Here is a 13,940-nt window from a genome sequence, read left to right on the forward strand (position 1 = left end):
GACGTTCGTCGTGGCGTTCTTCCGCCGCGGCGTGACCCGCCCCACGAACGAAGGATTGCCGTGCCGCTGACCGCTGACGTGAAGATGGAGCTGGTCACCGTGCGTGACCCTCGTCCCACGGCCCGGGTGGCAGAGCTGACCGCTCTGCTGCGCTTCTCCGGCGGACTGCACGCCATCGCCGGCCGCGTCGCGGTCGAAGCCGAGGTCGACACCGAGCAGCTGGCCCGTCGTGTCGCGCGCGACCTGGTCGAGCTGTACGGCGTGCGCCCCGAACTGCACCGCGTGCAGGGCTCCGGCGGCCGGGGCGGCGGCCACATCGCCGTCCGCGTCATCGAGGGCGGCGAGACCCTCGCCCGACAGACGGGGCTGCTCGACCAGCGCCGCCGGCCCGTGCGCGGCCTGCCCAACAAGCTCACCACCGGCTCGCGTCCGGACCTCGCCGCCGTGTGGCGCGGCTGCTTCCTGGCCGCCGGGTCCCTGTCCGATCCCGGCCGCTCCGCCGCACTCGAGATCACCTGCCCCTCGGGCGAGGCTGCCATGGCGCTCGTGGGCGCCGGACATCGCATCGGCATCGCTGCCAAGGCCCGCGAGGTGCGCGGCGTTCCCCGGGTCGTCGTCCGCGACGGCGAGGCCATCCGCATCGCGCTGGCCGAGATGGGCGCCGCCCGCACCGCCGCGTCGTGGGAGGAGCTGCGCCAGCGCCGAGAGGTGCGCGCCGGGGTCAACCGCCTGGTCAACTTCGACGACGCCAACCTGCGCCGTTCGGCGCAGGCCGCCGTGGCCGCCTGCGCGCGCGTGGAGCGCGCCCTGGAGATCCTCGGCGACGACGTGCCCGCACACCTGCGGGAGGCCGGCACGCTGCGCCTGGCCCACCGCGACGCGAGCCTGGACGAACTGGGCCACCACGCCGACCCGCCGCTGACGAAGGACGCCGTGGCCGGCCGCATCCGACGCCTGTTGGCCATGGCCGACAAGAAGGCCGCCGCCGACGGCATCCCCGACACCGAGTCGGCCGTGCCCGCCGGCCTCGACGACTGACATCCGGCGCCCGCGGGGGAAGGAACCCTGTGCCGGCGACGTTGCCGGTCAATAGGATGGGGACAGTCCCCTCGCCGCGCTGAGCGGATCAGTGCGGCTCCGACAGGAAGAAGAGAGCATGGCGAAGTACACACTGCCCGACCTCCCGTACGACTACGCAGCGCTCGAGCCGCACATCAGCGGCAAGATCATGCAGCTGCACCACGACAAGCACCACCAGGCCTACGTGACCGGCGCCAACACGGCCCTCGAGCAGCTCGCCGAGGCCCGCGAGACCGGCAACCTCGCCAACGTCAACAAGCTCGAGAAGGACCTCGCCTTCAACCTCGGCGGTCACGTCAACCACTCGATCTTCTGGACCAACCTGTCGCCGGAGGGTGGCGGCGAGCCCGAAGGCGAGCTGCGTGCCGCGATCGACGAGTTCTTCGGCGGCTTCGACAAGTTCCAGGCGCACTTCACGGCGGCCGCCACCGGCATCCAGGGATCCGGCTGGGCCGTCCTCAGCTGGGACCCGCTGGGCGAGCAGCTCATCATCCAGCAGCTGTTCGACCAGCAGGCCAACACCGCGCAGGGCACCGTGCCGATCTTCCAGATCGACATGTGGGAGCACGCCTTCTACCTCGACTACCTGAACGTGAAGGCGGACTACGTCAAGGCCGTGTGGAACATCGCGAACTGGCAGAACGTCGCAGAGCGACTTGCAACGGCTCGCGAGAAGACGGCGGGCCTGCTCGCGTAGTAGTGTCACAAGAAAGGTGAGGATGCCGGGTTCCTCCCGGCCTCGGGCCGGGACCGGCATCCTCATTTCGTTTGCAAGGAAGAGGAATCGCGTGCCAGGTGCGCCGACGGGGCGTTGCCGGCGCGACAGGAAACGGGAGACAACGTGTCTGTCAAGATCGGCATCAACGGCTTCGGCCGCATCGGACGCAATTACCTTCGCGCGGCTCTCGCGCAGGGCGCGGACCTCGACATCGTCGCGGTGAACGACCTCACCGACAACAAGACCCTTGCCCACCTGCTCAAGTACGACTCGATCCTCGGTCGTCTCGACCAGGAGGTCTCGTACACCGGTGACTCGATCACCGTGGGTGACAAGACCATCAAGGTCTTCGAGGAGCGCGACCCCGCGAACCTGCCCTGGGGCGAGCTCGGCGTCGACATCGTCATCGAGTCGACCGGCCGGTTCACCAACGCGGAGGACGCCAAGAAGCACATCGCCGGCGGCGCGAAGAAGGTCCTGATCTCGGCGCCCGCCAAGGGCGAGGACGCGACCTTCGTCATCGGTGCCAACGAGGACCAGTACGACCCGGCCGCGCACAACATCATCTCGAACGCCTCCTGCACCACCAACTGCCTCGCGCCGCTGGCCAAGGTGCTCAACGACGAGTTCGGCATCGTCAAGGGCCTCATGACCACGGTCCACGCCTACACGGCCGACCAGAACCTGCAGGACGGCCCGCACGGCGACCTGCGCCGCGCCCGCGCCGCCGCCCTGAACATCGTCCCGACCTCGACCGGTGCCGCCAAGGCCATCGGCCTCGTGCTGCCCGAGCTGCAGGGCAAGCTCGACGGCTTCGCGCTGCGCGTGCCCGTGCCCACCGGTTCGGCCACCGACCTGACCGTGGAGCTCAGCCGCGAGGTCACCGTCGACGAGATCAAGGCCGCCTACAAGGCCGCCGCCGAGGGATCACTGAAGGGCATCCTGAAGTACACCGAGGACGAGATCGTCTCCAGCGACATCGTCACCGACGAACACTCCTGCATCTTCGACGCCGGCCTGACGCGCGTCATCGGCAACCAGGTCAAGGTCGTCGGCTGGTACGACAACGAGTGGGGCTACTCGAACCGCCTCGTCGACCTCACCGAGCTCGTCGCCGACAAGCTCTGACGACCATGGCTCTGCGCACCCTGGAATCACTGGGTGAGCTCGTCGGCACGCGGGTCATCGTCCGCTGTGACTTCAACGTCCCCCTCAAGGACGGCGTCATCACGGACGATGGCCGCGTGCGCGCGGCGCTGCCCACCCTGAAGCATCTCCGCGATCAGGGCGCCCGCATCGTGGCCTGCTCGCACCTGGGCCGCCCCGACGGGGCCCCCGACGCGAAGTACAGCCTGAAGCCGGTCGCCGACCGGCTCGCCGAGCTGCTCGAGGCGCCCGTCGCCTTTGCGACCGACACCGTCGGCGATTCGGCCACCCAGACCGTCGCGAACCTGCGCGACGGCGAGATCGCGGTCATCGAGAACCTGCGCTTCAACCCGGGCGAGACCGCCAAGGACGACGCCACGCGCCGTGCGTTCGCCCAGCAGCTCGCCCAGCTGGGCGACACCCTGGTCTCGGACGGCTTCGGTGTCGTGCACCGCAAGCAGGCGTCCGTCTACGACCTGGCCGAGCTGCTGCCGTCCGCCGCGGGCTTCCTCATCGAGAAGGAGGTCGACGTGCTCGACCGCCTGACCGAGAACCCGGAGCGTCCCTACGCGGTCGTGCTCGGCGGCTCCAAGGTGAGCGACAAGCTGGGCGTCATCGAGCACCTGCTGCCGCGCGTGGACACGCTGCTGGTCGGCGGGGGCATGATGTTCACCTTCCTCGCCGCGCAGGGCCACAAGGTGGGCAAGAGCCTGCTCGAAGCCGACCAGATCGACACCGTCAAGGGCTACCTCGCCACCGCCGCCGACCGCGGCATCAACGTCGTCGTGCCGGTGGACGCCGTCATGGCGGCCTCGTTCGCGGCGGACGCCGACCACGTCGTGGCCCCCGCCGACGCGCTGGAGGACACCGCGTTCGGCGCCGACGGGCTGGGCCTGGACATCGGCCCGGCCACCGCCGAGCTGTTCGCCGACGCGATCCGCACCGCGAAGACGGTGTTCTGGAACGGCCCGATGGGCGTGTTCGAGATGGATGCGTTCGCGGCCGGCACGCGGGCCGTCGCGCAGGCGCTCACCGAAGTCGAGGGCCTTTCGGTCGTCGGCGGCGGCGACTCCGCCGCGGCCGTGCGCCAGCTCGGGTTCGCTGACCACGCCTTCGGCCACATCTCCACCGGTGGTGGAGCCAGCCTCGAGTTCCTCGAGGGCAAGAAACTCCCCGGACTGGAGGTCCTCGGATGGCAGCAGTGACAGAAGGTGGCCGCATGCCGCTCATCGCCGGCAACTGGAAGATGAACCTCGACCACCTGCAGGCGGTCGCGTTCGTCCAGAAGCTGCACTGGACGCTCAAGGACGCCGCACACGAGGACGGCAGCGTCGAGGTGGCGGTCTTCCCGCCGTTCACCGACCTGCGCACCGTGCAGACGCTGCTCGACGCCGACAAGTTCCCCTTCGCGCTGGGCGCGCAGGACCTGTCGACGAAGGACTCCGGCGCCTACACCGGCGAAGTGTCCGGCGCCTTCCTGGCCAAGCTCAACGTCCGGTACGTGATCATCGGGCACTCCGAGCGTCGTGAGTACCACCACGAGAGCGACGAGGTCGTGGCCGAGAAGGTCCAGGCGGCGCTGCGGCACGGCCTGGTGCCGGTCATCTGCGTCGGCGAGACCGCCGCGGACCTCGAGGAGTTCGGCGCGTCGGCGGTGCCGGTGGGGCAGCTCGAAGCGGCCCTGAAGGGCGTGCCGGCTGACGCCGACATCGTCGTGGCCTACGAGCCGGTGTGGGCCATCGGCTCAGGCCAGGCGGCCACGCCGCAGCAGGCGCAGGAAGTGTGCGCCAAGCTGCGCGAGGTCGTCGCCGGTGCGCTGGGCGCCGAGGCGGCACAGCGCACCCGCGTGCTGTACGGCGGATCGGTCAAGGCGGCGAACATCGCGGCCTTCATGCGTGAGCCCGACATCGACGGTGCCCTCGTGGGCGGGGCGAGCCTGCTCGCGGACGAGTTCGCCGCGATCATCCGCTACCAGAAGCACGTCGGCGTCTGAGCGCACGGCGCGGCCCGCCGTCGTCGGACGCGGGCCGCGCCGTGTCAGCCGGTATACTCGACCGATGTGCGACTGACCCCGTCGCTGCGAAAGGCTTTCCAAGACTGTGCAGATTCTCGAGTTCGTCCTGCAGGTGATGCTGGGCATCACCAGCCTCCTGCTGACCCTCCTGATCCTCCTCCACAAGGGACGTGGTGGTGGTCTGTCCGACATGTTCGGCGGCGGCATGACCACCTCGCTCGGGTCGTCCGGGCTGGCTGAGCGCAACCTCAACCGGTTCACGATCGTCCTGGCCCTGGTGTGGTTCGTCACCATCGTGGCCCTCGGCCTCATCACGAAGTTCCAGGCGATCTGATGGCTACCGGAGGAAACGCGATCCGCGGCACCCGTGTCGGTGCCGGCCCCATGGGCGAGCAGGACCACGGTCACCACGCCGAGCGCATCGCCGTGTCGTACTGGGACGCCCTGGGCAACGAGACCGTCCGCTACTTCGCCGCCGGCATCGCGGAGGAGGAGATCCCCGAGGTCATCGACTCGCCGCACTCCGGTCTTCCGGCCGGCCGCGACAAGGACAACCCGCCCGCGGTCGCCAAGACCGAGCCGTACAAGACGCACCTCGCCTACGTGAAGGAGCGTCGCACCGACGAGGAGGCCGAGCAGCTTCTCGAGGACGCGCTCCAGCAGCTGCGCGAGCGCCGCGGCCAGGCCTGAGCCCGCCGCGGCGGTTCAATACTCCTGGTCGATGAGCTCGGCCGGCACCTGCGCGGCCGCGGCCTCGTCGACAAAGAAGATCGTCCGCTTGCGGCCCTTGGTGCCCGCCGCGGGCACGCTCTCGTAGCTTGCACCGGCCAGCGCCAGCCCCAGGGCGGCGGCCTTGTCCGAACCGGACACGACCATCCACACGCGCCGCGACCGGTTGAGCACCGGTCGGGTCACCGTCAGGCGCAGTGCGGGCGGCTTGGGGGCGTCCCGCACCCCGACCACGGCCCGGTCCGTGATCTGGATCTCGGGCCGGTCCGGGAACAGCGAGGCGACGTGTCCGTCGGCGCCGACCCCGAGGAAGCAGATGTCGAACGTGGGCCAGGCGCGCCCGTCGTCGCCGTAGCGCGCGAGCTCGGCCGCGTACCCCGCGGCCGCTTCGTCGAGATCGGCGAACCGGTCGGACCCCGGCATCCGATGCACCTGCTCGGCGGGGATGTCGATCGCGTCGATCAGCGGCCGGGCGGCCGCGTCGTTGCGACCGGGGTCGCCGGCCGGGGCGAAGACCTCGTCACTCCACCACAGGTGCACCCGCGACCAGTCGATGGGGTGCGCGGCCGCCTGGGTGCCGAGCGCCTGCAGCCAGGCCCGGGCGATCACCCCGCCGGTCAGGGCGACGTGCGCGGTCTTCCCGGACGCCACCCGCTTGCCGAGCCGGTCGTAGAAGCGCGCGGCCACAGCGGCGACGAGGTCGGCGGCATCCGGGCTGATGACGACGCGCTTCTCGGTCCAGAACTCAGCCATGCGACGGTGCCTCCTGCGGCTCTCACACCGCGGCGGGGGGCTCCAGAAGCTCCCACCCCTCGGTGATGACTCGACCATACAGGACGTCCGGATCCAGCCGACGGAGCTCCTCGGCGAGGCATTCGCGCAGGGTGCGACGCGGCAGGACGATGTCGTGGGCGGGCTGGCCGGGCTGGGTGAGCGTGGCATCCACAGGGGTGCTCCGCTCGAGCAGAATGTCGCCGGAGGCCCGCGTCAACCGCACCCGCTGGATGCCGTGCTCCCAGAGCGTGGGGTCGGCATACCGCCAGTCGACCGGGACCTGGAGCTTGAGCCGCAGCCAGGCGGCCAGCAGTGCCGTGGACGGCGAATCGGCGGCGCCGACGACCTCGACGGCGGTGACCGGCTCATACGGCGGCTGGTCGAGCACGGCGGCCAGCTGCTCACGCCAGTGGGTGAGCCGTGTCCAGGCGAGGTCGGTGTCGCCGGGGGCGTACCCCTGCGCCAGCTGCGGCAGCCGCTCGGGCGAGTGCGGCAGCGTCGCGGCGTCGGTGATCCGGCGCTGCGCCATGCGGCCGATGGGGGAGTGCGCCGGTTCCACCGGCGGGTGGTCGGGCCACCAGGCGACCACGGGCGCGTCCGGCAGCAGCAGCCCCGTGATGAGGCCCTCCTCGTTGCCGGCAGCGTCACCGCTCGCGTGCAGCACGAGCACCTCACTGGCACCGGCATCCCCGCCCACGCGGATCTGCGCATCCAGCTTGGCGTCGCCGTCGGGGCGGGCGACGAGCACGATCACCCGCATCGGGTGCTCGCGGGAGGCGTCGTTGGCCGCCTCGATGACTTCCTCTTCGAGCCCGCTCGAGGCGACGATCACGAGGGTCAGCACGCGGCCCAGCGCCACGGCACCGCCCTCTTCGCGCACGTTGACCAGCGCGCGGGCGATCTTCGAGACGGTGGTGTCGGGCAGATCGACGATCACGGGCGCCTCCAGACGCGGCCGTCGCGGGCCAAGAGCTCATCAGCGGACGGGGGTCCCCACGAACCGGGGGAGTACTGTTCGAGCGGGCCACCCTGTGCGGCCCAGTACTGCTCGACCGGGTCGAGGATCTTCCAGGAGAGCTCGACCTCCTCGTGCCGCGGGAACAGCGGCGGGTCGCCCAGCAGCACGTCGAGGATGAGGCGCTCATAGGCCTCCGGGCTGGACTCGGTGAAGGCGTGGCCGTAGCCGAAGTCCATCGTCACGTCACGGACCTCGGTGGCCGCTCCCGGCACCTTCGACCCGAACCGGATCGTGACGCCCTCGTCGGGCTGGACGCGGATGACCAGCGCGTTCTGGCCGAGCTCGGCCGTCTGGTTGCGCAGGAACAGGTGTTGCGGCGCGCGCTTGAACACGACGGCGATCTCGGTCACCCGCCGGCCGAGGCGCTTGCCGGTGCGCAGGTAGAACGGCACGCCCGCCCAGCGTCGCGTCGCGATCTCCAGCTTGACCGCCGCGTACGTCTCGGTGGTCGACTGCGGGTCCATGCCGTCCTCGTCGAGGAACCCGGTGACCTTCTCGCCACCCTGCCAGCCGCCGGCATACTGGCCGCGGGCGGTGGCGGTGGCGAGGTCGGCCGGCAGCGTGACCGCCTCGAGGACCTTCTCCTTCTCGGCGCGCAGGTGATCGGCGTCCAGTGAGATGGGCTCTTCCATCGCGGTCAGCGCGAGCAGCTGCAGCAGGTGGTTCTGGATGACGTCCCGGGCCGCGCCGATGCCGTCGTAGTACCCGGCCCGGCCGCCGACGCCGATGTCCTCGGCCATCGTGATCTGCACGTGGTCGACGTAGTTCGCGTTCCAGATCGGCTCGTACAGCTCGTTCGCGAACCGCAGCGCCAGGATGTTCTGGACCGTCTCCTTGCCCAGGTAGTGGTCGATGCGGAAGATCGAGTCGGCGGGGAAGGCGACTTCGAGCGACTCGTTCAGCGCCCGCGCACTGGGCAGGTCGTGACCGAACGGCTTCTCGATCACGACGCGGCGCCAGCTGTCGTCACCGGTGTCGTCGACCAGACCGGAGTTCTTCAGCTGGGTGGCCACCGTCGGGAAGTCCTTCGGCGGGATCGACAGGTAGTACGCGTGGTTGCCCATCGTGCCGCGTTCCACGTCGAGGCGCTCGACCGTCTCGCGCAGGCGCACGAACGCGGCCGGGTCGCCGAACTCGCCGGAGACGAACCGGATGCCCTGCAGCAGCTGCTTCCAGGTGTCCTCACGGAACGGCGTGCGGGCATGCTGACGCACCGCGTCGTACACGACCTGGGCGAAGTCCTGGTCCGCCCAGTCGCGGCGCGCGAAGCCGACCAGCGCGAACCCCGGCGGCAGCAGGCCGCGGTTGGCGAGGTCGTAGACGGCGGGCATCAGCTTCTTGCGCGACAGGTCACCGGTCACGCCGAAGATCACCAGGGCGCTCGGGCCGGCGATACGGCTCAGTCGGCGGTCGTCGGGATCGCGCAACGGATTGTTGCCGCGCGAGATCTCGACGCCGCCCGGCTCGGGGGCTCCGAGCGGGGAGTCGGAAGTCATGGGGCGGGGTGCTCCTACTGTGCTGCTTCGAACAGCTTCAGGACCTCGACCTGCGGGTCGGTCAAGGTCAGGGTGATCACGGGACGGCCGTGGGCGGCGAGGACCTGGGCGTCGCCGGCGGCCTGGGCGCGCAGCAGCTCACCGAAGGTGAACGGCCGGCCGGGAATCTCCAGATCGACGTCGGTGGCTTCGAGGATCTGCAGGAAGACGCCCTGGGCGGGGCCTCCCTTGTGGTACTGCCCGGTCGAGTGGAGGAACCGCGGCCCCCACCCGAACGTGGTGGGCCGGCCGGAATCAGCCGCGACCATCTCGCGCAGACCGGCGAGGTGGCCGAGCGCGATCCGGTCGACGTAGGCGTGGATGGCGACGTATCCGTCGGCGGGCAGCTGCTGCCACAGGGTGTCGAGCACGCCCTCCAGCGTGCCGGAGGCCGCCAGGGCGGGGTCCGACACGCGCACCTCCACCCCCTGCTCGACGAACGCGGGCGCGGCGACGGCGGGACGCTGGTCGAGCAGGCCCCGGGTGGCCTCCTTGGCCGACTCGACGTCGGGCTGGTCGAACGGGTTGATGCCCAGCATCCGACCGGCGATCGCCGTCGCATACTCCCAGACGATGAACTGGGCACCCAGCGAGCCGCTGACGAGGATCTCGTCCGGGTGCTGCTCGATGAGCCGGAAGTGCACGGCGTCGTCGACGATGCGCACCACCTGCATGTCGTCCGGGGTCCGGTCGAGTTCCGGCGACAGCGGCTGCAGCACGACGGGCAGGATGCCGGTGCCCTGCTTGCCGGTCGACTCGGCGATCAGCTGCTCGATCCAGTCCGGCAGACCCTCGATATGGGTGCCGTCGGTGACCAGGCCGAGCTTGTCGCGCCGCGGCTGCCCGCCGGCGATCGCGGCCGCCAGCACGAGGGCGGGGTTCTTCGGGTCGTCGATCGCGACCTCCAGCAGCGTCGCCTCGGCCTCGTCGAGCAGACCGGCGATGTCGGCGCCGGCCAGACCCGAGGGGACCAGGCCGAACGCGGTCAGCGCCGAGTAGCGGCCGCCCACGGTGGGGTCGGCGGTGAACACGCGGTAGCCCGCGGCGCGCGACGCCTCGTCGAGGGGGGAGCCGGGGTCGGTGACCACGATGATGCGTTCGGCCGGATCGATGCCGAGGTCGCTCCACGCCGCTTCGAACGCCCGACGTGCCGAGTCGGTCTCCACGGTGGAACCGGACTTCGACGCGACCACCAGGACGGTCTCGGCCGGCCCGCCCGACTCGGCGTCGCCGTCGATGGCGGCCAGCACCTGGCCGGGTGAAGTGGAGTCGAGGATCACCAGCGGCACGCCGGCGGTCCGGGTGATGACCTCCGGCGCGAGGGACGAGCCGCCCATGCCGGCCAGTACGACGCGGGTGATGCCCCGGGCGCGCAGATCGTCGCGCAGCGCGACGATCTCGTCGACCAGTGGACGCGAGACCGACACGGCCTGCACCCAGCCCAGCCGCTGCGGGGCCTCGGCGGCGGCCTCGGGCCCCCACAGGTCGGCGTCACCGGCCGTGATCCCACTCGCGACGAGGCTGTCGACCAGCCCCGTCAGCGAGTGCTCGACGGCGCGCTCGGCACGCCCCGAGACGTGGATCTCAAAGCTCACCGCGCACCCTCGAGGGCGGCCACGACCGTCTGCTGCAGGTCGTGCCACGAGGCGATGAACTTCTCGACGCCCTCGTCCTCGAGCACCTGGGTGACGTCGTCGAAGTCGATGCCGACGGCCTTCAGCTTCGCGAACACCTCGTGCGCGGCGGCGTACGTCCCGGTGACGGCGTCGCCGCCGATCTGACCGTGGTCGAACGTCGCCTCGAGGGTCTTCTCCGGCATCGTGTTGACGGTGCCGGGGGCCACCAGTTCGGTGACGTACAGGGTGTCGGGCAGCGACGGGTCCTTGACGCCGGTCGAGGCCCACAGCGGCCGCTGCAGGTTCGCACCGGCATCCCGCAGCGCCTTCGCGCGCGGCTCGGCGAACTTCTTCTCGAACAGCTCGTACGCCAGTCGTGCGTTGGCCACGCCCGCGAGGCTCTTCAGCGCGAGGGCCTCCTCGGAGCCGTCGGCGACGAGGCGCTTGTCGACCTCGGTGTCCACGCGCGACACGAAGAACGACGCGACCGAGTGCAGCTGGGAGATGTCGTGTCCGGCGCTCTGGGCTTGCTCGATGCCGGCCAGGTACGCGTCGATGACCTCCGCGTAGCGCTCGAGGCTGAAGATCAGGGTGACGTTGACGGGGATGCCGGCGGCCAGCGTCGCAGTGATCGCCGGCAGGCCCGCCTTGGTCGCCGGGATCTTGATGAGCGCGTTCGGGCGGTCGACCTTGGCCCACAGCTTCTTCGCCTCGGCGACGGTGGCGTCGGTGTCGTGCGCGAGGTCGGGGGAGACCTCGATCGACACGCGGCCGTCCTCGCCGCCGGTCGCGTCGAACACAGGGCGGAAGATGTCGGCCGCGTCGCGCACGTCGTCGGTGGTGATCTCGAAGATCGCCTCGTCGGCCGACGCGCCCCGCTGGGCGAGCGCGCTGATGGCCGCATCGTACGAGTCGTCGGACGCGTTGCCGATCGCGCCCTGGAAGATCGTCGGGTTGGTGGTCACACCGCTGACGTTGCGGGTCTGGATCAGCTCGGCCAGATTGCCGGTCGAGATGCGGGAGCGCGACAGGTCGTCGAGCCAGATGCTGACGCCGGCGTCGGACAGGGCCTGGGTGGGGGTGCTCATGCGTTCTCCTTGACGGCTGCGCGGGCCGCCTCGGCGACCGCTTCGGCGGTGACGCCGAACTTCTCGAACAGGGTCTTGTAGTCGGCCGACGCCCCGAAGTGGTCGATGCCGACGGTGCGGCCGGTGTCGCCCACGATGCCGCGCCACAGCCCGGTCGCGCCGGCCTCGACCGAGACGCGGGCGCGGACGGATGCCGGGAGGACCGACTCGCGGTACGCCTCGTCCTGAGCGGCGAACCACTCCAGAGACGGCGCCGACACGACACGCGCGGCGATGCCTTCCGCGGCCAGCGTCTCGCGGGCGGCGACGGCCAGCTGCACCTCGGAGCCGGTGGCGATGAGGATCACATCGGGGGTGCCGCCCGGCGCCTCCAGCAGCACGTAGGCGCCCTTGGCGACGCCGTCGGTGGAGGCGAAGCCGTCTTCGCCGCGCGGGAAGGTGGGGATGTTCTGGCGGGTCAGCGCGATGCCGACCGGTCCGTCCTGGCGCTTCACGATCTCGAGCCACGCGGCGGCGGTCTCGTTGGCGTCTGCGGGGCGGACGACGGTGAAGTTCGGGATGAGACGCAGCGACGCGAGCTGCTCGATGGGCTGGTGGGTCGGCCCGTCCTCGCCCAGGGCCACCGAGTCGTGGGTCCACACGAACACCGACGGGATGTCCATCAGCGCCGCCAGGCGCACGGCCGGACGCATGTAGTCGCTGAAGATGAGGAACGTGCCGCCGAACGGCCGCGTCGGGCCGTGCAGCTTGATGCCGTTGATGATCGCGCCCATCGCGTGCTCGCGGATGCCGAAATGCAGCACGCGGCCGTACGGGTCACCCGACCACTCGTCGGTGGACCACTCGGCCGGGATGAAGCTCTTGGCCGACTTGATCGTGGTCAGGTTCGACTCGGCGAGGTCGGCCGAGCCGCCCCACAGCTCGGGCAGCTGCTCGGCGAGGGCGTTGATGACCTGGCCCGACGCGGCGCGCGTGGACACATCCTTTCCCGCCTCGAAGGTGGGGACGGTCACGTTCTCGGGGAGCGCCCCGGCCTCGAGACGGTCGAGCAGCGCCTTGCGCTCGGGGTCGGCCGCCGCCCACGCGTCGAAGGACTTCTGCCACGCGGCGCGCTCCTCGGCGGCGCGGTCGGCCAGGGCACGCGTGTGCGCGATGACATCGTCGGCGACGACGAAGGTCTGCTCGGGGTCGAAGCCCAGCACCTTCTTGGTCGCGGCCAGCTCGTCGGCGCCCAGGGCGGAGCCGTGGATCTTCCCGGTGTTCTGCTTGCCCGGCGACGGCCAGCCGATGATCGTCTTCAGGATGATCAGCGACGGCTTGCCGGTCTCGCCCTGGGCGGCTTCGATCGCGGCGTGCAGCGCGGCGACGTCCTCGACGTACTCGCCGGTCTTCTTCCAGTCGACCGTCTGCACGTGCCAGCCGTACGCCTCGTAGCGCGCGGCGACGTCCTCGGAGTAGGCGACGTTGGTGTCGTCCTCGATCGAGATCTGGTTCGAGTCGTAGATCGCGATGAGGTTGCCCAGCTTCTGGTGGCCGGCGAGGCTGCTCGCCTCGGAGGTGACGCCTTCCTGCAGGTCACCGTCGCCCGCGATGACGTACACGAAGTGGTCGAACGGCGACGTGCCCGCAGCCGCTTCGGGGTCGAAGAGCCCGCGCTCATAGCGGGCGGCGTAGGCGAAGCCGACCGCCGAGGCCAGTCCCTGGCCGAGGGGGCCGGTGGTGATCTCGATGCCCTTGGTGTGGCCGTACTCCGGGTGGCCCGGGGTCAGCGAGCCCCACGTGCGCAGCGACTTGAGGTCCTCCAGTTCCAGGCCGAACCCGCCCAGGTACAGCTGCACGTACTGGGTCAGCGAGGAGTGGCCCGCCGACAGGATGAACCGGTCGCGGCCGAGCCAGTCGGTGTCGGCGGGATCGTGGCGCAGCACTCGTTGATAGAGCAGATACGCCGCGGGCGCCAGGCTCATCGCGGTGCCGGGGTGGCCGTTGCCGACCTTCTCCACGGCGTCCGCGGCGAGCACACGGGCGGTGTCCACCGCGCGCCGATCGATCTCTTCCCAAACAAGTTCCGACACTCGGGCAGCCTTTCGTCGAGAGTGCGCCCACAACCCGATCGTCCGCGGCCTCGTCCGGTCGGAAAAGGGGGAGTCGGCGCAGGGGCGCGCGTGTGGTGTTCAGCATAGCGAAGCGGCCTGACCTCGCCGCCATGTGCACCGTGCTGTTCC

13 protein-coding genes are annotated in these 13,940 nt (G+C 70.6%); 7 read left to right on the forward strand and 6 right to left on the reverse strand.

Translation table 11 applies throughout. The features are described from left to right. The first annotated feature begins 60 nt into the window (after window positions 1–60). From whiA to ACQ143_RS00890, 7 genes are all read left to right on the forward strand, one after another. Entirely contained in the window at window positions 61–1,038 is a 978-nt protein-coding gene (gene whiA, locus ACQ143_RS00860) for a DNA-binding protein WhiA (RefSeq protein WP_449568836.1), read from the forward strand. Between the two features lie 118 nt (window positions 1,039–1,156). Next, on the forward strand, window positions 1,157–1,777 hold the full coding sequence (locus ACQ143_RS00865; protein WP_449568837.1) for a superoxide dismutase: 621 nt from the start codon (window positions 1,157–1,159) through the stop codon (window positions 1,775–1,777). Between the two features lie 144 nt (window positions 1,778–1,921). After that, a complete protein-coding gene (gap, locus tag ACQ143_RS00870; protein ID WP_449568838.1) occupies window positions 1,922–2,926 on the forward strand; it encodes a type I glyceraldehyde-3-phosphate dehydrogenase in 1,005 nt (334 codons plus the stop codon). Between the two features lie 5 nt (window positions 2,927–2,931). Continuing rightward, window positions 2,932–4,149, forward strand: coding sequence for a phosphoglycerate kinase (locus ACQ143_RS00875; protein WP_449568839.1), 1,218 nt, complete (start codon window positions 2,932–2,934; stop codon window positions 4,147–4,149). A gap of 14 nt (window positions 4,150–4,163) precedes the next feature. Next, the gene (gene tpiA, locus ACQ143_RS00880; protein WP_449568840.1) at window positions 4,164–4,937 is read left to right on the forward strand and encodes a triose-phosphate isomerase; all 774 of its coding nucleotides are present in this window, start codon (window positions 4,164–4,166) and stop codon (window positions 4,935–4,937) included. 106 nt (window positions 4,938–5,043) lie between these two features. Beyond that, on the forward strand, window positions 5,044–5,292 hold the full coding sequence (gene secG, locus ACQ143_RS00885; protein WP_449568841.1) for a preprotein translocase subunit SecG: 249 nt from the start codon (window positions 5,044–5,046) through the stop codon (window positions 5,290–5,292). Then, window positions 5,292–5,648 (forward strand): RNA polymerase-binding protein RbpA, encoded by a 357-nt coding sequence (locus tag ACQ143_RS00890; protein WP_449568842.1) that lies wholly within the window; start codon window positions 5,292–5,294, stop codon window positions 5,646–5,648. Before secG ends, ACQ143_RS00890 begins: the two co-directional genes overlap by 1 nt. A 15-nt stretch (window positions 5,649–5,663) precedes the next feature. Here the strand turns inward: ACQ143_RS00890 and pgl are convergent, their stop codons facing one another. From pgl to tkt, 6 genes are read right to left on the reverse strand one after another with little or no spacing between them, the layout of a single operon-like run. Continuing rightward, a complete protein-coding gene (gene pgl, locus ACQ143_RS00895; protein WP_449568843.1) occupies window positions 5,664–6,440 on the reverse strand; it encodes a 6-phosphogluconolactonase in 777 nt (258 codons plus the stop codon). A gap of 22 nt (window positions 6,441–6,462) precedes the next feature. Then, window positions 6,463–7,398 (reverse strand): glucose-6-phosphate dehydrogenase assembly protein OpcA, encoded by a 936-nt coding sequence (locus tag ACQ143_RS00900; protein ID WP_449568844.1) that lies wholly within the window; start codon window positions 7,396–7,398, stop codon window positions 6,463–6,465. After that, on the reverse strand, window positions 7,395–8,975 hold the full coding sequence (gene zwf, locus ACQ143_RS00905; RefSeq protein ID WP_449568845.1) for a glucose-6-phosphate dehydrogenase: 1,581 nt from the start codon (window positions 8,973–8,975) through the stop codon (window positions 7,395–7,397). Before zwf ends, ACQ143_RS00900 begins: the two co-directional genes overlap by 4 nt. A gap of 14 nt (window positions 8,976–8,989) precedes the next feature. Beyond that, on the reverse strand, window positions 8,990–10,609 hold the full coding sequence (locus ACQ143_RS00910) for a glucose-6-phosphate isomerase (RefSeq protein ID WP_449568846.1): 1,620 nt from the start codon (window positions 10,607–10,609) through the stop codon (window positions 8,990–8,992). Beyond that, window positions 10,606–11,718 (reverse strand): transaldolase, encoded by a 1,113-nt coding sequence (gene tal, locus ACQ143_RS00915; RefSeq protein WP_449568847.1) that lies wholly within the window; start codon window positions 11,716–11,718, stop codon window positions 10,606–10,608. The genes ACQ143_RS00910 and tal overlap by 4 nt, the downstream gene beginning before the upstream one ends. Further along, on the reverse strand, window positions 11,715–13,790 hold the full coding sequence (tkt, locus tag ACQ143_RS00920; RefSeq protein WP_449568848.1) for a transketolase: 2,076 nt from the start codon (window positions 13,788–13,790) through the stop codon (window positions 11,715–11,717). The genes tal and tkt overlap by 4 nt, the downstream gene beginning before the upstream one ends. Window positions 13,791–13,940 lie beyond the last annotated feature (150 nt).

Source organism: Microbacterium pollutisoli (assembly GCF_053586795.1).

Bases quoted from the DNA above. Each gene is read 5' to 3' on its own strand.
- ACQ143_RS00865 (WP_449568837.1), top strand. From the start codon at position 1,157: ATGGCGAAGTACACACTGCCCGACCTCCCGTACGACTACGCAGCGCTC.
- ACQ143_RS00875 (WP_449568839.1), top strand. From the start codon at position 2,932: ATGGCTCTGCGCACCCTGGAATCACTGGGTGAGCTCGTCGGCACGCGG.
- tpiA (WP_449568840.1), top strand. From the start codon at position 4,164: ATGCCGCTCATCGCCGGCAACTGGAAGATGAACCTCGACCACCTGCAG.
- ACQ143_RS00890 (WP_449568842.1), top strand. From the start codon at position 5,292: ATGGCTACCGGAGGAAACGCGATCCGCGGCACCCGTGTCGGTGCCGGC.
- pgl (WP_449568843.1), bottom strand. From the start codon at position 6,440: ATGGCTGAGTTCTGGACCGAGAAGCGCGTCGTCATCAGCCCGGATGCC.
- zwf (WP_449568845.1), bottom strand. From the start codon at position 8,975: ATGACTTCCGACTCCCCGCTCGGAGCCCCCGAGCCGGGCGGCGTCGAG.
- tal (WP_449568847.1), bottom strand. From the start codon at position 11,718: ATGAGCACCCCCACCCAGGCCCTGTCCGACGCCGGCGTCAGCATCTGG.